Raw genomic sequence first — 20,040 nt, 5'->3', positions numbered from 1 at the left:
GTCACCTTCGTTCATTATGGTTAACAAAGGGCAAACGGCGCTCGCCCGCCGCCCTGCGCCTTATCCGCCAGCCCATTGATGCGGAAAAGAAAAAGGGCCCGCAGCTGGGACTGCGGACCCTTGCACGTCAACTGAGAGCAAAGCGCCTCAGAAGCATTCGAGGAAGAGTGCCTTGGTGTTCTCGAAGGTCATCTTGACCGGGTTGCCGCCGCAGCTCGGGTCCTCGATCGCCATGGCGGTCAGTTCGTCGATGCGGTCGGGCTTGATGCCCATGGCGGTGAGATTGTCCGGAACGCCGAGCTCGGAGCGGAGCGCCAGCACGTAGTCGTAGAAGCCGTCGAAGCCGCCGGAAATACCGAGATAGGCGGCGGCGCGCGCGATCTTCTCCTCGATTTCCGCGCGGTTGAAGCGCAGCACCGGCGGCATCACCACCGCGTTCGTCATGCCGTGATGGGTGTTGTAGACCGCGCCGATCGGGTGCGAGAGCGAGTGGATCGCGCCGAGCCCCTTCTGGAAGGCGACGGCGCCCATGGCGGCGGCTGCCATCATGTTGGTGCGCGCCTCGATGTCGGTGCCGTCTGCATAGGCGCGCGGCAGGAACTCCTTGACGAGCCGCATGCCTTCGAGCGCGATGCCCTGGCTCATCGGGTGGAAGAACGGCGAGGAATAGGCCTCCAGGCAGTGGGCGAAGGCGTCCATGCCGGTGCCGGCGGTGATCATCTTCGGCATGCCGACGGTCAGTTCCGGGTCGGAGATGACGACGCCCGGCAGGAACTTCGGATGGAAGATGATCTTCTTCACATGGGTTTCGGAATTGGTGATGACCGAGGCGCGGCCGACTTCCGAGCCGGTGCCGGCGGTCGTCGGAACCGCGACGATCGGGGCGATGCCCTCGACATTCGCCCGCGTCCACCAGTCGCCGACGTCTTCGAAGTCCCAGACCGGCCGCGTCTGGCCGGCCATGAAGGCGACGCACTTGCCGAGGTCGAGGCCCGAGCCGCCGCCGAAGGCGACGACGCCGTCATGGCCGCCGTCCTTGAAGGCCTTGACGCCGGCCTCGAGGTTCTTCTCGTTCGGGTTCGGGTCGACGTCGGCGAAGATCGCGCGGCCGAGGCCCGCCTCTTCGAGGACGTCGAGCGCTCCTTGGGTGATCGCCATCGAGGCGAGCCCGCGGTCGGTGACGAGCAGCGGCTTCTTCATGCCGAGCGACTTGCAGGCGTCGGCGAGCTCCCTGATCCGGCCCCGGCCCATCTTGATGGCGGTCGGATAGCTCCAGTTTGCGACGATATTCATTTCGTGACCTTCTTGAGGTGGTAGGATTTCGGACGGGTGAGGTTCTGGAAGCCGATGACCGACAGCGATCCGCCGCGGCCGGTTTCCTTGCAGCCGGTCCAGCAGAGCGCCGGGTCGAGATAGTCGGCGCGGTTCATGAAGACGGTACCGGTCTCGATCTCGCGGCCGATATGGGCGGCGCGCGTCGGGTCCTGCGTCCAGAGCGAGGCGGTGAGGCCGTAGGGGCTGTCGTTCATCAGCTCGATCGCTTCGGCGTCGCTCTTCACCTTCATGATGCCGACGGCCGGGCCGAAGGTCTCATCCTTCATGAACGACATCGAGTGATCGACGTTCACGAGGATCTGCGGCATCAGATAGGCGTGGCCGTCGTCCTCAGGGAAGAGTTTCGGATCGACCAGCGCCTTGGCACCCTTGGCGACGGCAGCGGCGATCTGCTCGCGCACATGGGCGGCAAAGCGCCGGTGCGCCATCGGCCCGAGCGTGGTTTCCGGATCGAGCGGGTTGCCGAGCTTGTAGTTGGAGACCCAGGCGACCGACTTCTCGACGAAGGCGTCATAGAGGCTCTCGTGCACGTAGATACGCTCGATGCCGCAGCAGCACTGGCCGGAATTGTAGGTGGCGCCGTCCATCAGCGTGTCGACGGCGGCGTCGAGATCGGCGTCCTCCATCACATAGCCGGGGTCCTTGCCGCCGAGTTCCAGCCCGAGGCCGGCGAAGGTGCCGGCGGCCGCCCGCTCGATCGACCGTCCGCCCTCGACGGAGCCGGTGAAGTTGATGAAGTCGAAGCTGCCGGTGGCAATCAGCGCCGTGGTGGTGGCGTGGTCGAGAAAGAGGTTGATGAAGACGTCTTCCGGAACGCCGGCCTCGACGAAGGCGCGCACCATGCGCTCGCCGACGAGCAGCGTCTGGGTGGCATGCTTGATGACGACCGTGTTGCCGGCCATCAGCGCCGGCGCCACCGTGTTGATCGCCGTCATGTAGGGATAGTTCCACGGCGCAATGACGAGCACGACGCCGTGCGGCTCGCGCTCGATGCGGCGCTCGAAGGTGGCGCTGTCCTCGATCACCAGCGGCGCGAGCGCATCCGCCGCGATCGAGGCGACGTAGTTCGAGCGCTCGTTGAAGCCCTTGTATTCGCCGCCGTAGCGGATCGGCCGGCCCATCATGTGGGCGAGTTCCGGCACCACTTCGTCGGACATTTCGTTGAGGCGGGCGACCCCCTTCAGCACGAGCTGCACCCGCTCTTCGAGCGGGCGACGCGCCCAGGCCTTCTGCGCCTTGCGCGCACGCTGGACGGCGTCCTTCGCCGCATCGAGCGGCATCGCCTGGCGCTCGGCATAGACCGATCCGTCGATCGGCGAGATACATTGGATCATTGTCATGATCTTAATTCCTGTCTGTGTGGTTCAAGCTCTCTCGAAACCGCGCGCCACTTCCCAATCGGTGATGCGGCGGTCGTATTCTTCCTGTTCCCATTCGGCCGCGCGGACATAGTGGTCCACGACGTCGTCGCCGAGCGCCGCCCGGAGCATGGCGGAATTGCGCAGCGATTCCGCCGCCGCACGCAGCGTACGGGGAATCTCGCGAACCTCGCGGGCTCCGTAAGCGTCTCCCACGAAGGCCGGCTCCAGTTCAAGCTTCTTCTCGATGCCGTCGATGCCTGCGGCAATCAGCGCGGCCATGGCGAGATAGGGGTTGAGGTCGGAGCCGCCGACGCGGCACTCGACGCGGATGCCCTTGGTCTCCTCGCCGCAGAGCCGGTAGCCGGCGGTGCGGTTGTCCTTCGACCAGATCGCCTTGGTCGGCGCAAAGGTGCCGGCCATGAAGCGCTTGTAGGAATTGATGTAGGGCGCCAGGAAATAGGTGATCTCGCTCGCATGGGCGAGGAGACCGGCCATGTAGTGCTTCATCGTCGTTGACATGCCGTGCTCGCCGTTCTCGTCGAAGAACAGCGGCGTCTTGCCGTCGGCGCTCCACAGCGACTGGTGGATGTGCGATGACGAGCCGGCGGAATTGTAGTTCCACTTGGCGAGGAAGGTGATCGCCTTGCCGCGCGACCAGGCGATCTCCTTGCAGGCGTTCTTGATGATCGCATGCCGGTCGGCCATGGTCAGCGCGTCGGCATAGCGGACGTTGACCTCGCCCTGGCCGGCGGACGCCTCGCCCTTGGTGTTCTCGACCGGAATGCCCGCGCCCTGCAGACCCTTGCGGATCGCGCGCATGACGTCTTCTTCCTTGGTCGTCTGGAAGATGTGGTAGTCCTCGTTGTAGCCCGAGCCGAGCTGGAGGTCGCGGTAGCCGGACATGCGCGCATCGTCATAGGTCTGGTCGAACAGGAAGAATTCCAGTTCGGTCGCCATGAAGGCCTTCATGCCCATGTCTTCGAGACGCTTGATCTGCTTCTTGAGGACCGCACGCGGCGAATGCGGCACGTCGGCGTGGCTGTGGTGGTCGAGGACGTCGCAGATGACGAGCGCCGTGCCTTCGAGCCAGGGCGTCTTGCGCAGCGTCGAAAGGTCCGGCTTCATCGTGTAGTCGCCATAGCCTTTTTCCCAGCTCGTCGCCTGGTAGCCGGAGACCGTCTCCATCTCCATGTCGGTCGCAAGCAGGTAGTTGCAGCTGTGGGTTTCCTTGTAGGCGCTCTCCACGAAGAATTCGGCCTGGAAACGCTTGCCCATCAGCCGGCCCTGCATGTCCACCAGCACGGCGAGAACGGTGTCGATGCGGCCCTCGGCCACATCCATCTTCAGATCGTCAAAAGTGTACTGTGCAGACATCGGTGTTTCCTGACAGGCGTGTTTCGTTCCTTGGGGGGAATTCTCGTCGGGGAACCGTCCGGGACGCGCAGCGCCCCGGACGGGGTTTCATGCGGCGATCAGCCGTTCCGGTAGGGCTGACCGGCCTTCTCCATGACGGCCTGGTAGTCCTTGAGGATCTTGACCACCTTGGCATTGCGCTCGCTCTGCGCAGCGATCTCGTCCCAGAAGGCGAAGGCCTTCTCCTCGACCGTCTTCCATTCGGCATCCGGGATCGAGGTGAGTTCGAGCTTGCTGCCGCCGGCGCGCAGGGCCGCCTCGCCGCCCCAATACCAGTGCAGGCGACGGTAGTGCGAGCTGTCCATGCAGACGCGCCACAGCTGCTGCAGGTGTTCGGGTACTTCCTTCCAGCGGTCGGCATTGGCGAAGAAGGATCCGCACCAGCCGCCCGAAATGTTGTTGGTCAGGAAGTACTTGACCACGCTGTCCCAGCCGACGGTCGTCACTTCGGTGATGCCCGACCAGGCGACGGCGTCGATTTCGCCGGTCTGCATGGCGACCGGGGTGTCCTCGTAAGGGATCGTGACCGGGATCACACCGAACTGCTCGAGGAACTTGCCAGCCGTCGGGAAGGTGAAGACGCGCAGGCCCTGCAGGTCGGCAAGCGACTTGATCGGCTTGTTGGTCGAGAAGTTGCACGGATCCCATGCGCCGGCCGAAAGCCACTTCACACCGACCTCGCCATAGGCCTCGTCCCAGATGTCGGCGAGACCGTACTTGTGGAACAGCGTCGGCACGTCGAGGCTGAAGCGCGAGGCGAAGGGGAAGTACCCACCGAACACCTTGATGTCGACCGGCGAGTTCATCGAGTCGTCGTCCGACTGCACGGCATCGATCGTGCCGGCCTGCATGGCGCGGAACAGTTCGCCCGTCGGCACCAGCTGGTCGGCGGTATAGAGTTCGATCACCATCTGGCCGTTGGCGGCCTTGTTGAAGGCGTCGACGCACGGACGCACCACTTCTTCGGCAAGCGCCGCACCGGCATAGGTCTGCAGGCGCCAGGTGATCTTCTTGTCCTGTGCCTTGACGTTCGGAGCGGCCAGCACCGCCGGAGCGGCCGCGGCGGCGAGGCCGGCATTCTTCAGAAAACTTCTTCTGTTCGTCATGTCCTATTCCCTCTCTGCTTTGTTTTTCACTTCTTCTTTCGGATGATCCCCGCGGCAAGCCGCGGGAAACACAAGCGCATTGCCCGCCCAGCGGGCGCTCCTGCCCGCTCTATCCCCTGACGTAGACGTGCTGGGGCAACCACAGGGCGATCTCCGGGAACGCCATGATGATGATCATGCCGAGCATCATGATGAGGACGAAGGGGATGATCGAACGGTAGATGTCGAGCAGCGAGATTTCCGGCGGCGCCATCGCCCGCATCAGGAACAGGTTGTACCCGAAGGGCGGGGTCATGTAGGCGATCTGGCAGGTGATCGTGTAGAGCACGCCGTACCAGATCAGGTCGAAGCCGAGCTTGCCGACGAGCGGGATGTAGAGCGGCGCGACGATCACCAGCATGGCCGTATCGTCGAGGAAGGCGCCCATGATCAGGAACGACACCTGCATCAGGATGAGGATCTGCCACGGAGACAGGCCCAGGTCGCCGACCAGCAGCTTTTCCAGTGCCTTGACCGCGCCGAGCCCGTCGAACACCGCGCCGAAGCAGAGTGCGGCAAGGATGATCCACATGAACATGCACGAGATGCCGAGCGTCTGTTCGAGAACGCGGTTCCACAGCGTCCATGTCAGCCGCCCCTTGATCCAGGTCGCGAGCAGGGCGCCGAGCGCACCGACCGCCGAGCTCTCGACAAGGCTGGTGACGCCGAGCACGAACAGTCCCATCATCAGAAAGAAGATGAGGAAGGGGAGAATGCCGGCCTGCAGCAGCTTCAGCTTCTCGATCATCGGCATGTCGCGCTCTTCTTTCGGAAGCGCGGGCCCGAGAGCGGGATTGATCCAGCATCGGATCACCACGTAGACGGCAAACAACACCGCGAGCAGCAGGCCGGGAAAGACGCCCGCGAGCCAGAGCTGGCCGACCGGCTGGCGCGCGATCATGCCGTAAAGCACCATGACCACACTCGGCGGAACGAGGATGCCGAGCGAGCTGCCGGCCTGCACGACGCCCGAGACCATGATCTTGTCGTAGCCGCGGCGAAGCAGTTCCGGCAGCGCGATGGTGGCACCGATCGCCATGCCGGCGACGGAAAGCCCGTTCATCGCCGAGATCACGACCATCAGACCGATCGTGCCGAGCGCCAGACCGCCACGCAAGCCACCGAACCAGACGTGGAAGGCCCGGTAGAGGTCTTCGGCGATACCGGATTCCGACAGCATGTAGCCCATGAAGATGAACATCGGCAGCGTCAGCAGCGCATACCACTTCATCAGCTTCATGCTGGCCGAAAAGCCGAGCTCGAACCCGCCATTGCCCCAGAGGAAAGCCGCGGCGACGACGCCGACGAAACCGATCGCAGCGAAGATGCGCTGTCCGGTCAGCATCGACAGCATCATCGAGGTGAACATCAGGAGGGCGATCATCTCGTAGCTCATGCGATCGGTCTCCCGATTGCAACGGCCAGGTCCTTCAGGAAAATCGACGTCGCCTGCAGGAAGGTGAGCACGATGCCGACGACCATGACGATCTTGATCGGCGCCATGTAGGGCGACCAGGAGGAGTAGCTCGTCTCACTGAACTTCAGGGCGTAGGCCGTGCTCGACACGCCGCCGTAAAGCAGGAAGAACAGGTAGACGAAGAGCATGAGGATGGTGATGACGTCGACCGCGGCCTTGGTCCTCGGAGACCATTTGCCGTAGATGAGGTCCATGCGCACGTGACTGTCGAGCTGAAGCGAATAGGCACCGCCGAGAAGATAGTAGCCTGCCATGACGAACTGGGCCGTTTCCAGCGTCCAGTTGGCCGGCAGCCGCATGGATTTCGACGCCACCGAATAGAGCATGATGCCCATCATGACGAATATGCCGTACATGACGACCCGCCCGACACGGCGGTTGAATCCGTCCACGACGCGTACATAGGTCCGGATCGCCTCAGGCATGAAAGCCTCCGCCATCCGTCAGGGTGATCGCCGGAACGGTATCCGCGGCATCCCCTTGCTTCATTCCCTTCGGCATCTGTTCCCCTTTTGATTATAAAACCATGCCAATTCTCGAAATGCAGGGATCACTCAGGAAGAGATTCGGCCAAGCCCCTCCTGCAACAATCCGGTGAGATATGAGGCCATGGCCTGCTTGCCGGCCTCGTCCTTCAGAAGGTCGTTGCGGACCTCGATCATCACGTTCGCGAGCCCGGAAGAAAGTCCGTGCAGTTTCAGCGTATGGGTGACACCGTCCTGCGGTCCATAGGGCTCGTTGCGCTCGACCCGGAACGACGGCTGCGGTCCGGCAGCAGTCAGCATCGCATCGGCAAGCCGGCTGTCCTCGTCGTGCAGGATGCCGACCTCCACCTCGCGGCGGCGCCCCATATAGACCGGCGTAAAACTGTGAACCGTCACCAGCACCGTGCGCCGGCCGGCGGCCTTCCGTTCGGCGATGATGGCGGCGATCCGGTCATGGAAAGGCACGTAGAGCGCAGCGGTCCGGGCGTAGCGTTCCGCAACGTCCAGGTCGTGGTTGCCCGGAATGTCGTAGATCTCGCTTTTTTCAGGCATCGCGGCGGGCGATTCCGGCGGACGGTTGCAGTCGTAGACCAGCCTGGAAAAGCGCTGCGCGACGAGCGTCGCGTCGAGCGAGCGCGAGAGCATGCGGGCAATGTCGAGGGCGCCCGGGTCCCAGGCGATATGGCTCGACAGGGCCTCTTCGGAAAGGCCGAGATCCCCCGCTCGCTGCGGCAATGTCCGCGATGCATGTTCGCAGACGAGCAACACCTCTCCCGCCGCCGCCGCGTTCTCCACGGAGACTGCATCCCCGTCGGCGGCCGAAAGAATATCCGTTCTCAAGAGCATTCGGCAATTCTCCCCGGAGGCTTTGCGCCTCTCTACCTTCCGAAGAGAATTCTTCACGTTTTGCTGCAAGTCAATCCGGTTCTGAAAATTTCTCTTCAAGATGCGGATTGACAGCGTGGCGGGCACGGTTGATAAATTTCCCATGAGCCGGCGAAGACCGGACTGGGGAACATGAAAACTCGTGCTCACGACGTCAAAGACAGTCTCGGACGTAATCCACGCCCATTTCGCGGGGTTGACCCCTGCCGAACGGCGGCTGGCGGAGAGTCTGCTCGAGAACTACCCCGTCTCCGGCCTGGGCAGCATCACGACCGTCGCGGAAAACGCGGGCGTCTCCACGCCGACGGTTGCGCGCATGGTGCAGAAGCTCGGCTACAAGGGTTATGCGGAATTTCAGGCGCATCTGCACCAGGAGCTCGAGGCCTCGATCTCCAACCCGATCGCCAAGCACGACCGCTGGGCCTCCAACGCGCCGGGCACCCACGTGCTCAACCGCTTCGCCGAAGCGGTGATGAACAACATGCGACAGACGCTGAGCGAGCTCGACGCGACGAGCTTCGACGAGGCGGCAAAGCTCCTCGCCGACAAGAAGCGCAATGTCTATTTCGTCGGCGGCCGCATTACCGGTGCGCTCGCGGAATACTTCTTTACCCACATGCAGGTCATCCGGCCGAAGACGACGCTGATGTCGTCGAACGCCAGCTCATGGCCGCAGCACGTGCTGAACATGAACACCGGCGACGTGCTGGTGATCTTCGACATCCGCCGCTACGAGGCGGACATGGCGACGCTTGCCGCCGTCGCCAAGGCGGCCGGCGTGCAGATTATCCTTTTCACCGACCAGTGGACCTCACCGGTCGTCAAGCACGCCCTGCACAGTTTCAAGGTCCAGATCGAGGCGCCGTCCGCCTGGGATTCCTCGGTGGTGACACTCTTCGTCGTCGAGGCGCTGATCGAGGCGGTCCAGAGCTCGGCATGGGACGAAACCCGCGAGCGCATGAAGACTCTCGAGGAGCTCTTCGAGCAGGCCCGACTTTTTCGCAAATTGCGTTGATCCAGGAGGGGGAAAGGAAAAACGTTAAAATTCAACGGAGAAGAAGAGCAAGCTACCCCGACGCGCGGGGCCGCGAGCTGTCACATAACTATCATCGAACCCGAATATCAGACGCGCGTCGCCTTCAAACAAAACAAGGAGAACTTCCGTGACTAGCCACTTCCGTCGCCTACTTTCGCTCTCGACCGCCATGGTCATCGCGTCCTCTGCCGTTGCTGTTGCCGACCCGAGCGCCGAACTCATCGACGCCGCCAAGAAGGAAGGCGCGCTGACGACCGTCGCCCTGCCCCACAGCTGGTGCGGCTACGGTGACGTCATTGCCGGCTTCAAGGCCAAGTATCCGGAAATCCAGGTCAACGAGCTGAACCCGGACGCCGGCTCGGCCGACGAAGTCGAGGCCATCAAGGCCAACAAGGACAACAAGGGCCCGCAGGCGCCTGACGTCGTCGACGTCGGCCTCGCCTTCGGTCCGCAGATGAAGGCCGATGGCCTGCTGCAGCCCTACAAGGTCTCCACCTGGGACGAAATCCCCGACACCGTCAAGGACGCCGAAGGCTACTGGTACGGCGACTATTACGGCGTTCTGTCGTTCATCGTGAACAAGGACCTCGTCAAGGAAACCCCGGCCGACTGGGCCGACCTCCTGAAGCCCGACTATGCCGGCCAGGTCGCTCTCGCCGGTGACCCGCGCGCCTCCAACCAGGCCATCCTCGGCGTTCTCGCCGCCGGTCTGCACAAGGGCGCCAAGGCTGGCGAAGAGTCCGGCAAGGCCGGCCTCGAATACTTCGCCGAGCTCAACAAGGCCGGCAACTTCGTTCCGGTCATCGCCAAGGCCGGCACGATCGCCCAGGGCGCGACCCCGATCGCCATCGCTTGGGACTACAACGTGCTGGCATGGCGCGACGAACTCGCCGGCAACCCGCCGGTCGACATCGTCGTTCCGAAGACGGGTGTCCTTGCAGGCGTCTACGTCCAGGGCATTTCGGCCTACGCCCCGCATCCGAACGCTGCCAAGCTGTGGATGGAATACCTCTACTCCGACGAAGGCCAGAACCTGTGGCTGAAGGGCTATTGCCACCCGGCCCGCTTCACCGCCATGTCCAAGGCAGGCAAGGTCCCGCAGGACCTGCTCGACAAGCTGCCGCCGGCTGAAAGCTACGAAGCCGCCGTCTTCCCGACCGTCGAGGAGCAGAATGCCAACAAGGCTGCCGTAACCGGCGGCTGGGACAGCGTCGTCGGCGCAAACGTTCAGTAAGCCGACCTGAAGTCCAGGCTCCGGTCCGCCTGTCGGGCCGGAGCTTGCCATTCTCGAAGTTCTAAGCCTTACTTCGTAAAATTTTGATCATTGCCGCCGCGAAGGCCCCTACATGAACGAAACTCCCCGTCACGTCGATTGCGTGTACCCCTCACATGGCTGGGCCTGGTGCCCTTTGCCCTGTTCGTGACCATGTTTCTGATCCTGCCGACGATGCACATCGTCATCGGCGCCTTCCAGACGAGCGACGGCAGTTTCACCCTGCAGAACATCGTCGACCTGAATTCCGGGACGATTCCCTCGAGCTACTGGATCTCGGTGAAGATCTCGGTCGCCTCGGCCGCACTCGGCAGCCTCATCGGCTTTGCCATGGCTGCAGCCGTCGTGTTCGGCACGGTCCCGCGATGGGTCAAGTCGCCGCTGCTCACCTTTTCCGGCGTGGCGTCCAACTTCGCGGGCGTTCCGCTCGCCTTCGCCTTCCTCGCGACCTTCGGCCCGGTCGGCCTCGTCACGGTCTTCCTTCGCAGCAATTTCGGGATCGTCCTCCAGCGCGACCTCGGGTTCAATATACTGAGCTTCTGGGGTCTGACGGTCACCTATCTCTTTTTCCAGATCCCGCTGATGATCCTGATCATCACGCCGGCGCTCGAGGGCCTGCGCCGGGAATGGCGCGAAGCGGCCGAGGTGCTCGGCGCCACGGCCCTGCAATACTGGCGCATGGTCGCACTGCCGATCCTCTTCCCGTCCCTGCTCGGCACGTTCGCGCTGCTGTTTGCGAACGCCTTCGGCGCCGTCGCGACCGCGATCGCCCTGACGGGATCGAGCCTCAACATCGTGCCGATCCAGCTTTACGCGCAGATTCGCGGCGACGTCCTCGGCAATCCGCATCTCGGCTATGCCATGGCCTTCGGCATGATCGTCGTCACGGCGTTTGCCAACATCATCTATATCTGGCTGCGTATCCGCGCCGAAAGGTGGCTGAAATGAGCATCTGGACACGCATCGTCGGCTGGGCCGCGCTGATCTTCGGCCTGCTTTACTTCTTCGTCCCGCTCGGGGGTCTGTTCGAATTCTCGCTGAAGGCCCGGCGCGGCGTCTACAGCTTCGACGCCTATGCCAAGGTCTTCGCCGACCCGCAGTTCCAGCAGACCTTCAGCTATTCGGTGGTCATGGCGCTGGTGACGATCGTCTTCGGCGTCCTGCTCGTCGTTCCGACCGCCTTCTGGGTCCGGCTCAAGATGCCGTGGGCGCGACCCTATGTCGAATTCCTGACGCTGCTGCCGCTGGTGATCCCGGCCATCGTCATCGTCTTCGGCTATATCAGGCTCTACAACACGGCAAGCTGGTTGCCGCTGACCGGATCGGTGCTCGGCACCAATCTGCTGTTGGCCTTCGGCTACACCATTCTCGCCCTGCCCTACATGTATCGCGCCGTCGATACCGGCCTCAGAACCATCGACGTCGCCACGCTCACCGAGGCGGCACAGAGCCTCGGAGCCGGATGGACCACTATTCTCGCCCGGGTCATCCTGCCGAACGTCATACCGGCGGTGCTCTCCGGCGCCTTCCTGACCTTCGCGATCGTCATCGGTGAATTCACGCTCGCCGCCCTGCTCGACCGCCCTGCCTTCGGACCGTATTTGCAGCGCATCGGCGCCAACAAGCCGTACGAACCGTTCGCGCTGTCGGTCATCGCCTTTGCCATCACCTGGGGGTGCCTCGGACTGATCCAGCTCGTCTCCCGCTTCCAGAAAACCACCCAACGCCCCGCCTGAGGACGAAACGCATGACATTTCTGACACTCTCCCACATCCAGAAGTCTTTCGGGCCTGTCAAAGTCGTGCACGACTTCAACATGTCCATCGACAAGGGCGAGTTCATCTCCTTCCTCGGCCCGTCCGGCTGCGGCAAGACGACGATCCTGCGCATGGTCGCCGGTTTCGAGACGCCGACCGGCGGCACGATCACCATCGACGGCCGCGACCAGGCGAACCTCAAGCCCAACCGGCGCAACATCGGCATGGTCTTCCAGGCCTATGCGCTGTTCCCGAACATGAACGTCTTCGACAACGTCGCCTTCGGCCTGAAGATCCACGGCATGGCCAAGGCCGACATCGAGAAGCGCGTGAAGGAGATGCTGGAACTCATCCATCTCGGGCATCTCGCCGAGCGCTATCCCTACCAGCTCTCGGGCGGCCAGCAGCAGCGCATCGCGCTCGCCCGCGCGCTGGCGCCGAAGCCGCAGGTGCTGCTCCTCGACGAACCGCTCTCGGCACTAGACGCCAAGATCCGCGTCTCGCTGCGCGAGGAAATTCGCCAGATCCAGCAGCAGCTCGGCATCACCACCGTTTTCGTCACCCACGATCAGGAGGAGGCGCTGTCCATCTCCGACCGTGTCGTCGTCATGAATGCCGGTCGCGCCGACCAGATCGGCACGCCCTTCGACATCTACAACAGGCCGGCGACCCGCTTCGTCGCATCCTTCGTCGGGACACTGAACATCATCGACGCCGTCGTCGCCGATCCTGCCGCCTCCACCGTGCGTATCGGCGAACAGGTGATTTCGCTCAAGGAATCGCTTGCCGCGAGCAAGGCCGGCGCCACCGTCCAGCTCGCGTTGCGGCCGGAAGCGGTCTCGCTCTCCGAGCGTCCGAACGGCAACCTGTCGCTCACGGGCCGTGTCGTCTCCAGCCACTTCCTCGGCTCGGTCATCCGTACCGGCGTCAGCGTCGGCGGCAACGTCATCTCGTTCGACAGCTTCAACGACCCGGGCATCAAGCCGCCGGCAGCGGGGGAAACGGTTGCGCTGCGCCTCGACGCCGCCGACTTGCTGCTCCTTCGCGAGTGATCTCCCGCCGCGGGCGTCCGGGGCGCCCGCGCCAGTTTCCCTCCAGCTTGGGCCTCTACGATTCCGCCCGGCAAAGGGATATGCGACATGAGCATGAACGGTAGCGACCGGTCTGCAGCCGACCGGTTCAGGGACGAATTTCTCCGCTGGAAGCGTGGCTCGGTCACGAGAAGGCATTTTCTCGGCGTCACCGGTCTCGGCTTCGCCGCGGCAATGCTCGGGGGAACCTCGAGGCTTTCCGGCAGAGCTTCCGCCGGCGATCTCGGCCGGCGCGTCTCGCTCGCCACCTGGCCGAACTATCATGATCCCGCCTCCTTCGAGGCCTTCACGGCGGCGACCGGCGTCGAGGTGGAGGTCAAGGCTTACGGCTCCAACGAGGACATGTACGCCGCCATCCGCTCGGGAGCCTACGCCTGCGATCTCTGCGTCGCGACCAACTACGCGATCCCGAATTACGTCGCCCGCGGCCTGCTGGAGGAAATCGATATCGGCCGCGTCCGCAACTTCAACCCTTCGTCTGTGGACGGCCGTTTCGCAGCAGCCGGGACGGTCGCCGGGCGAACTTACGCCCTGCCGAAGAACTGGGGAGCCACCGGAATGGCGGTCAACACCGGCCGCGTCGGAAATCCGGTCGCGCGGTGGAAGGACTTCTTTGAGCTCGCGCAGACGGAAGCCAGCGGCCGCACTGTCGTCCATGACTATCAGCTCACCACGGTCGGCACCGCGCTGGTCGCCCTCGGCTATCCGTTCAGCTCTGTCGATCCGCAGGAACTCGCAAAGGCCGAGGAACTTCTGATCCGGGTCAAACCCCATCTCTACGCGATCGACAGCGACTATCAGGCGGCAATGCGGTCGGAAGACGCCTGGCTCAGCATGTGCTGGAGCAACGATGGTGCGCAGCTTCATCGCGACCTGCCGGAGATCGAATACGTGATCGGCGCCGACGGCGGCGAGCTCTGGTGCGATTTCTATGCGATCCCGACAGGCGCGCCGCACAAGGCCGCCGGCTATGCGCTGCTGGACTTTCTTCTCGATCCGGCGGTCGCCGTGCGCGAGCACATCGCCAACGGCGCCCCGACGACCGACAGCCGCGTGCTGGCCCTGCTGCCGGAGGAAGTGACGTCGAACCGCATCATCTATCCCGAGGCGGCAGCACTCAAACCGCTCGAATTCGGCGCCGCCGTCACCATGTTCGATCCCGGGCGCAACGACGTGATGGAGCGCTTCAGGAGCGCCTGACGTTTTCCGGGATTTTCCTTGTCTGCCAATTGTTTGTGGCAGGAACCGGAATCATTTCGCGATAGCCTTGAAGCGCTGTCGGAGCATCGGCCGCCATGTGGCGTCTCCCACACCTGCGAGTGCCGACGGCCCGAAATTTCGAATCCGAAATCAGGCACTTGCCGGCGGGCATTGACTCAAAGCCTCCGCCTTCAGGCGGCGTCTTCCGAACGTTCGTCCGTCTTCACCGGCACGTAGTTGAGCACCGGGCCAAGCCAGCGTTCGACCTCCGAAATCGCCATGCCCTTGCGTGCGGCATAGTCCTCGACCTGGTCCCGCTCGACCTTCGCCACCCCGAAATAGTAGCTTTCCGGATGAGCGATGTAGAGGCCGGAAACCGAGGAGCCCGGCCACATGGCATAGCTTTCGGTAAGCTCGACGCCCGTCGCGGCCTCGGCATCCAGCAGCTCGAACAGCGTCCGCTTTTCGGTGTGATCCGGCTGGGCGGGATAGCCCGGAGCCGGGCGGATGCCGGCATAGGCTTCGCCGATCAGGTCCTCGTTGGTGAGGGTCTCGTCCGCCGCATAGCCCCAGAATTCGCGCCGCACGCGCTCGTGCATCCGCTCCGCGAAGGCCTCGGCCAAGCGGTCGGCGAGCGCCTTGACGAGGATCGAGGAATAGTCGTCGTTCGCCCGCTCGAAGCGCTCCGCAATCGCGATCTCCTCGAAGCCCGCCGTCACGACGAAGCCGCCGACATAGTCCTGAACCCCGCTCGCCGCCGGCGCGACGAAGTCGGAAAGGGCGACGTTCGGCCGCCCCTCCCGCTTCGAAACCTGCTGGCGGAGCGTATGCAAGGTCGCCAGCGCCTCGCTCCGGCTCTCGTCGGTGAAGAGACGGATATCGTCGCCGACGGCATTCGCCGGCCAGAAACCGATCACTGCGCGCGGCCGGAACCAGCCTTCCGCGACGATCTTGTCGAGCATCTCGCGCGCATCGGCGAAGAGCTGGCGCGCCGCCTCCCCCTGGCTCTCCTCTTCGAGGATCGCCGGGTAGCGCCCCTTCAGCTCCCAGGTCTGGAAGAAGGGTGTCCAGTCGATATAGTCGAGGAGTTCCGCGACGTCGTAATGGTCGAAGACCTTCGTGCCGAGGAAGCTCGGTCTCGCCGGGCGATAACTCGTCCAGTCGGGTTTCATCGCATTTTCACGGGCACGGGCGAGCGGCAGCCGCTGCTTCTCGCGCTCCTGCCGCGCATGCGCCTCCGCCACCTTCTGGTACTCGGCGCGGACCGTCGCGACATAGCCGTCCTTCGCCTCCGGTGACAGCAGCGCCGAGACGACGCCGACGGCCCGGCTCGCATCGGTCACGTAGACCGCCTGCCCGCGCTTGTATTGCGGGCTCACCTTGACCGCCGTGTGGACGCGGCTCGTCGTCGCCCCACCGATCAGCAGCGGAATGTCGAAGCCGTCCCGCTCCATCTCGGAAGCCACATGCACCATCTCGTCGAGCGACGGCGTGATCAGGCCGGAAAGGCCGATGACATCGACCTGCTCGGCACGGGCCGTTTCGAGGATCTTTGCGGCCGGCACCATGACGCCGAGATCGATGATCTCGTAATTGTTGCAGGCGAGCACGACGCCGACGATGTTCTTGCCGATGTCGTGGACATCGCCCTTGACCGTCGCCATCAGCACCTTGCCGGCGCTCTGGCGCTGATCGCCGCCATTCAGCCGTTTCTCTTCCTCCATATAGGGAAGGAGGACCGCGACCGCCTGCTTCATCACCCGGGCGGATTTCACCACCTGCGGCAGGAACATCTTGCCCGCTCCGAAGAGATCACCGACCACGTTCATGCCCGCCATCAGCGGCCCCTCGATGACATGCAGCGGACGTTCCGCGGCAAGGCGCGCCTCTTCCGTATCTGCCTCGATGAAATCGGTGATGCCGTTGACGAGCGCGTGCTCCAGTCGCTTCTCGACCGGCCATTCGCGCCAGGCGAGATCCTGCGCCCTGGCCTCCTTGCCGCCTGATCCGCGGAAGCGCTCGGCGACGGTCAGCAGGCGCTCCGTCGCGTCGCTGCGGCGGTTCAGCACCACGTCCTCGCAGGCCTCCTTCAGCTCCGGATCGATGCTCTCGTAGACGGCGAGCTGGCCGGCATTAACGATGCCCATGTCCATGCCCGCCTGGATGGCGTGGTAGAGGAAGACGGCATGCATCGCCTCGCGCACCGGCTCGTTGCCGCGGAAGGAGAAGGAGAGGTTGGAAACGCCACCCGAGATGTGCACGAGCGGCATCTTCTCGCGGATGGTGCGGGCTGCTTCGATGAAGTCGACGCCGTAATTGTCGTGCTCCTCGATACCCGTCGCGACCGCGAAGATGTTCGGGTCGAAGATGATGTCCTCCGGCGCAAAGCCCGCCTCTTCGGTGAGCAGCTTGTAGGCCCGCTCGCAGATTGCGACCTTGCGGGCATAGGTATCCGCCTGCCCCTGCTCGTCGAAGGCCATCACGACGACGGCCGCGCCGTAGTTATGCACGAGTCTCGCCTGGGCGAGGAAGTTCTCCTCGCCCTCCTTGAGCGAGATCGAGTTCACCACCGCCTTGCCCTGCACGCATTTGAGGCCGGCTTCGATGATCGCGAACTTCGACGAGTCGATCATCACCGGCACGCGGGCGATGTCCGGCTCGGCGGCGATCAGGTTCAGGAACTCGACCATCGCCCCTTCGGAATCGATGAGGCCCTCGTCCATGTTGACGTCGATGATCTGGGCGCCGTTCTCGACCTGGTCGCGGGCGACCGAGAGCGCGGCTGCATAGTCGCCGGCGGTGATCAGCTTGCGGAATTTCGCCGAGCCGGTGACGTTCGTGCGCTCGCCGACATTGACGAAGGGAATGTCCTTGGTGAGCACGAACGGTTCGAGCCCGGAAAGCGACATGAAGGGCCGGTGCTCGGGAACCTGCCGCGGTGCGGCACCTGCGACGGCATCGGCAATCGCCCGGATGTGCTCGGGCGTTGATCCGCAGCAGCCGCCGACGACATTGACGAGCCCCTCGCGCGCAAACGCCGCGACCTGGCGGGCCATGTCGTCGGGGCTTTCGTCGTACTGCCCGAATTCGTTCGGCAGCCCGGCATTCGGATAGGCGCAGATGAAGGTGTCGGCGACGCCCGAAAGCTCCTGCAGGTGCGGCCGCATGGCGTCCGCTCCGAGCGCACAATTGAGCCCGATCGTGAACGGGTTGGCATGGCGCACCGAGTACCAGAAGGCCGACGGCGTCTGGCCGGACAGCGTGCGGCCGGAAAGGTCGGTGATCGTTCCGGAAATCATCACCGGCAGGCGGATGCCCTTTTCCGCAAAGCGTTCCTCGCAGGCGAAGATCGCCGCCTTGGCGTTCAGCGTGTCGAAGATCGTCTCGATCAGGATGATGTCGGCCCCGCCGTCGATCAGGCCGTCGATCTGCTCGCCATAGGCAAGCCGCAGGTCGTCGAAACGGACGGCGCGGTAGCCCGGATTGTTGACGTCCGGCGAGATCGAGGCGGTGCGGTTGGTCGGCCCGATCGCACCCGCCACGAAGCGGCGACGACCGTCCTCGCGCTCCGCCCGGATCGCCGCGCGCCGCGCCACCCGCGCACCCTCGAGGTTCAGGTCATAGACCGCCCCTTCCATCCGGTAGTCCGCCTGGGCGATGCGGGTCGAGGAAAAGGTGTTGGTCTCGAGGATGTCAGCGCCGGCCCTGGCGTAGCGGTAATGGATTTCCTCGATCGCATCCGGCTGGGAGAGCGTCAGCAGGTCGTTGTTGCCCTGCTGGTGGCAGGCGCAGCCGATGAAGCGCGCGCCGCGGAAATCGTCCTCGCCGAAACCGAGCTGCTGGATCTGCGTGCCCATGGCGCCGTCGATGACCAGGATGCGTTCGCGGGCGGCGCTCGCAAGGGCCGCCGAAATCTCCGCGCCGTCGCGCCTGACGGCATCCGTATCAAACAATGTGTCGAGCATAGCGCACTCCCCTGTTCCGATCGCGACATCTGCAAATCACATAAAGATATGTTTATGTCAACATGCGTTTATCTTTCAGCTGTCAAAACGCAACTTCCGAGGCCGCCGCAAGTTCCCGTCGTGACACGGCCGCGATCGGCCGATATAGGATTCAACCGATTAGATGCGCTGGGGTCCATCGACCCCGAGGAGGAAGCCATGCCCGAAACCGCCAAGCACGCCGGCCTCGCCTACCGCTGGGCCGATCGCCCCTATCACCGCAAATGGCTTCTCGATCGGGCCGACGAGCTTTTCGACCTCTTCCAGTTCGCGAGCATCAATCCGAAGGGCGGCTTCTTCGACCTGAAGCGCGACGGCACGCCGCTCGTCGCCGACAATCCGGTCCGCGGCATCCACACCGCCGCCCGCATGGTCCACTGCTTCGCGATCGGCGACCTGCTCGGCCGTCCCGGATCGGCCGATGTCGTCGACCACGGCATGCAGTTCCTCTGGAACCGCCACCGCGACCAAAAGAACGGCGGCTATTTCTGGCAGGTGGACGACAACGGCCCGGTCGACGCCAGCAAGCAGGGCTACGGCCACGCCTTCGTGCTGCTCGCCGCCTCCTCCGCCAAGATTGTCGGCCATCCGCTCGCCGAAGCCATGCTCGACGACGTCACCGAAATCCTTGAGACCCGTTTCTGGGAGGATGCCCACGGCGCGATTGCCGAGGAGTTTTCCGCCGACTGGTCGCCGGTCCCCGGCTATCGCGGCCAGAACTCCAACATGCACCTCACCGAGGCGCTGATGGCGGCCTTCGAGGCAACCGGCGAACGCCACTACCTCGACAAGGCCGAGCGGATCGCCGATCTCGTCATCCGCCGCCGCGCCGGCGAATGCGACTGGCGCGTCCCGGAGCACTTCGACGAGAACTGGCAGCTCGACCGCGATTATCGCGGCAACGAGATGTTCCGCCCCTCCGGCACCACGCCCGGCCACTGGCTCGAATGGGCCCGCCTCGTCCTGCAGCTCTGGGTGCTCGGCGGCAAGCGCCACGACTGGATGCCGGAGGCCGCCCGCGGCCTGTTCTTCCAGTCGATGTCGCTCGGCTGGGACCGCATCCACGGTGGCTTCTTCTACACGCTCGACTGGGAGAACGCGCCCGCCCGCCGCTCAAAGCTCTGGTGGCCGCTCTGCGAGGGCGCCGGCGCCGCCCACTGGCTCGCCGAACACCTGCCGAGCGATTTCCACGAGGAGAGCTACCGCCGCATCTGGAGCTTCATCGCCCGCCACAGCCTCGACCGCACCCATGGCGGCTGGTTCGAGGAACTGACCGAGGATCTGGTTCCCGCGACCACCCTCTTCCCCGGCAAGGGCGACATCTACCACGCGCTCCAGGCCTGCCTCATCCCCCTTTTCCCGGCAACCGCGAGCCTCACCCGGCTGATCTCCGAGACCGGCGGCCCGGTCCTGGAGGGCTGAGGCGCGAACCTGCAGTTCTTTGATATTGCCCCTCACCCTGACCCTCTCCCCGCATGCGGGGAGAGGGAATGGAGACGTCGGCGGCACGGGCCTTCTCCCCGCATGCGGGGAGAAGGTGGCGGCAGCCGGATGAGGGGCGGAGTCTCTGCAGGGCCC

Annotated in this window: 15 protein-coding genes; 7 read left to right on the top strand and 8 right to left on the bottom strand. The window is 64.1% G+C overall.

Features of this window, described 5'->3' with window-relative positions:
• Positions 1–147 precede the first annotated feature (147 nt).
• The 7 genes from H4I97_RS05025 to H4I97_RS04995 all read right to left on the bottom strand — a co-directional run bounded on the left by H4I97_RS05025 (position 148) and on the right by H4I97_RS04995 (position 8,062).
• Positions 148–1,293: an iron-containing alcohol dehydrogenase gene (locus H4I97_RS05025; protein WP_182306828.1), complete on the bottom strand. Its 1,146-nt coding sequence runs from the start codon at positions 1,291–1,293 to the stop codon at positions 148–150.
• Complete coding sequence (locus H4I97_RS05020) at positions 1,290–2,675, bottom strand: aldehyde dehydrogenase family protein (protein WP_182306827.1); 1,386 nt, start codon at positions 2,673–2,675, stop codon at positions 1,290–1,292. The genes H4I97_RS05025 and H4I97_RS05020 overlap by 4 nt, the downstream gene beginning before the upstream one ends.
• Before the next feature lie 24 nt (positions 2,676–2,699).
• On the bottom strand, positions 2,700–4,070 hold the full coding sequence (locus H4I97_RS05015; RefSeq protein ID WP_182306826.1) for a glutamine synthetase family protein: 1,371 nt from the start codon (positions 4,068–4,070) through the stop codon (positions 2,700–2,702).
• 98 nt (positions 4,071–4,168) lie between these two features.
• Positions 4,169–5,215 carry a TRAP transporter substrate-binding protein gene (locus H4I97_RS05010; protein WP_182306825.1) on the bottom strand — a complete coding sequence of 349 codons (1,047 nt, stop codon included), beginning with the start codon at positions 5,213–5,215 and terminating at the stop codon, positions 4,169–4,171.
• 109 nt (positions 5,216–5,324) lie between these two features.
• The gene (locus tag H4I97_RS05005; RefSeq protein WP_182306824.1) at positions 5,325–6,650 is read right to left on the bottom strand and encodes a TRAP transporter large permease; all 1,326 of its coding nucleotides are present in this window, start codon (positions 6,648–6,650) and stop codon (positions 5,325–5,327) included.
• A complete protein-coding gene (locus tag H4I97_RS05000) occupies positions 6,647–7,156 on the bottom strand; it encodes a TRAP transporter small permease subunit (RefSeq protein ID WP_182306823.1) in 510 nt (169 codons plus the stop codon). The genes H4I97_RS05005 and H4I97_RS05000 overlap by 4 nt, the downstream gene beginning before the upstream one ends.
• Before the next feature lie 129 nt (positions 7,157–7,285).
• Positions 7,286–8,062 carry an N-formylglutamate amidohydrolase gene (locus H4I97_RS04995; RefSeq protein ID WP_182306822.1) on the bottom strand — a complete coding sequence of 259 codons (777 nt, stop codon included), beginning with the start codon at positions 8,060–8,062 and terminating at the stop codon, positions 7,286–7,288.
• A gap of 181 nt (positions 8,063–8,243) precedes the next feature.
• Here H4I97_RS04995 and H4I97_RS04990 point away from each other — a divergent pair, with 181 nt between their 5' ends.
• The 6 genes from H4I97_RS04990 (at position 8,244) to H4I97_RS04965 (ending at position 14,458) form a co-directional block, all read left to right on the top strand.
• On the top strand, positions 8,244–9,116 hold the full coding sequence (locus H4I97_RS04990; protein ID WP_182306821.1) for a MurR/RpiR family transcriptional regulator: 873 nt from the start codon (positions 8,244–8,246) through the stop codon (positions 9,114–9,116).
• Positions 9,117–9,306: 190 nt separating this feature from the next.
• Positions 9,307–10,371, top strand: a complete 1,065-nt coding sequence (locus H4I97_RS04985; protein ID WP_378144404.1) for an ABC transporter substrate-binding protein — start codon at positions 9,307–9,309, stop codon at positions 10,369–10,371.
• 192 nt (positions 10,372–10,563) lie between these two features.
• Entirely contained in the window at positions 10,564–11,358 is a 795-nt protein-coding gene (locus H4I97_RS04980) for an ABC transporter permease subunit (RefSeq protein WP_182307546.1), read from the top strand.
• A complete protein-coding gene (locus H4I97_RS04975; RefSeq protein WP_182306819.1) occupies positions 11,355–12,146 on the top strand; it encodes an ABC transporter permease in 792 nt (263 codons plus the stop codon). Before H4I97_RS04980 ends, H4I97_RS04975 begins: the two co-directional genes overlap by 4 nt.
• Positions 12,147–12,157: 11 nt before the next feature.
• On the top strand, positions 12,158–13,219 hold the full coding sequence (locus tag H4I97_RS04970) for an ABC transporter ATP-binding protein (protein WP_182306818.1): 1,062 nt from the start codon (positions 12,158–12,160) through the stop codon (positions 13,217–13,219).
• 87 nt (positions 13,220–13,306) lie between these two features.
• Positions 13,307–14,458 carry an ABC transporter substrate-binding protein gene (locus H4I97_RS04965; RefSeq protein ID WP_182306817.1) on the top strand — a complete coding sequence of 384 codons (1,152 nt, stop codon included), beginning with the start codon at positions 13,307–13,309 and terminating at the stop codon, positions 14,456–14,458.
• 191 nt (positions 14,459–14,649) lie between these two features.
• Here H4I97_RS04965 and metH read toward each other — a convergent pair whose 3' ends face one another.
• On the bottom strand, positions 14,650–18,423 hold the full coding sequence (gene metH / locus H4I97_RS04960; RefSeq protein ID WP_182306816.1) for a methionine synthase: 3,774 nt from the start codon (positions 18,421–18,423) through the stop codon (positions 14,650–14,652).
• A 198-nt stretch (positions 18,424–18,621) separates the two neighbouring features.
• Between metH and H4I97_RS04955 the strand changes: the two genes are divergently transcribed.
• The gene (locus H4I97_RS04955; protein WP_182306815.1) at positions 18,622–19,884 is read left to right on the top strand and encodes an AGE family epimerase/isomerase; all 1,263 of its coding nucleotides are present in this window, start codon (positions 18,622–18,624) and stop codon (positions 19,882–19,884) included.
• Positions 19,885–20,040 lie beyond the last annotated feature (156 nt).

Source organism: Ciceribacter thiooxidans, from assembly GCF_014126615.1.
In the GTDB taxonomy this organism is placed as follows: Bacteria; Pseudomonadota; Alphaproteobacteria; order Rhizobiales; family Rhizobiaceae; genus Allorhizobium; species Allorhizobium thiooxidans.
Note: the sequence above shows the minus strand (reverse complement) of the source record. Positions and strands in the feature narration are given on the sequence as shown.